The sequence below is a fragment of the Bacteroides caecigallinarum genome, assembly GCF_021530995.1.
In the GTDB taxonomy this organism is placed as follows: Bacteria; Bacteroidota; Bacteroidia; order Bacteroidales; family Bacteroidaceae; genus Phocaeicola; species Phocaeicola faecigallinarum.
This window is the reverse complement of record NZ_JADYTF010000245.1, coordinates 1-1048: the sequence shown is the minus strand read 5'-3', so window position 1 is coordinate 1048 and position 1048 is coordinate 1. Positions and strand designations below refer to the sequence as shown.

Below are 1048 nucleotides of genomic sequence, written 5' to 3'. Positions count from 1 at the left end.
TACAAACATGAGCCTCAATTCTTCTTGGCGTGAAATGGAACATCGGTCTTACATCCAGCGTACCTTTGGTAATACGAAACGACCGTTCCACATTCCATAGATTCTGATAGGCTTCATAGACTTTCTCTGGACTTAGATCCGTATTTGTCTTATACCCTTTTAATCCATCCCATATTGCATCTTCCTTTATCTTTTCCTCATCTATACTGACTGTAATTCCAGAACTGATAGAAAGGAACTTGTTATATCCTCGTTTGTTGATGTCCGCCTTCGTCAGTGTTCCCTTAGAAAAACGTTTTCTTAGCCTTTCCACACCTTGTTCTCTATCGAATGCGTTCTTCTTGGCCCTTTCATCAGAATATCCAACAATAAGCCTGTCTCCATCCGGATATTTGATATCATTGAAGACCCCACTCCGACGCTCTGTTGCAATTATTTTCTCCATTATCTGGCCGGACTCCTTCTTTATCCTGGCACCTATTATATACTTATATCCACCATCACGGAGTAGCTTTACATTCTTTGCGCTCATAAGTCCGGAGTCTGCAATTACTACAAAATCATTGCCGAGATTGAATCTTTGAACAAAATCATCTACGATGGGAAGCATTGTATATCCCTCATATTGTGAACCGTTAAACAGAGAATAAGACAAAGGATATCCTCCACGACTGACAAGAAGTCCTAAAACAACTTGTGAATTTGCATTTTTACCATCTTTGGAAAAACCGGATTCCCGTAACTCGTCCTTATTCGTTGTCTCAAAATAAAGGGTTGTGACATCGTAGAAAAGTATCCCTAAATTCCCACCAAACAATCCTTTGGTATGCTTAACACTTATCTCCTGCACGAGTTCCTGCTGGGTATTATATAGTTTATCGAGATAACGATAAATCTTCTGCAAACTGACCTCTTCCTTGAAATGCCGTCTCAGATAATCCACTGTGGCCTTCTTGCTCATGGGAGAGCATATTCTGGATACTACAAGATGACGTAGTTCCTCATCCTGTATGATATTGAATCCGATTTTATCGTAAACTTTATTGAT

General features: G+C 39.8%; 1 protein-coding gene. It reads right to left on the bottom strand.

The window, feature by feature from the left end:
* Positions 1-1048, bottom strand: a 1048-nt coding sequence (locus I6E24_RS16385; RefSeq protein ID WP_235329765.1) for an IS1634 family transposase, incomplete at both ends; no start/stop codon positions are given.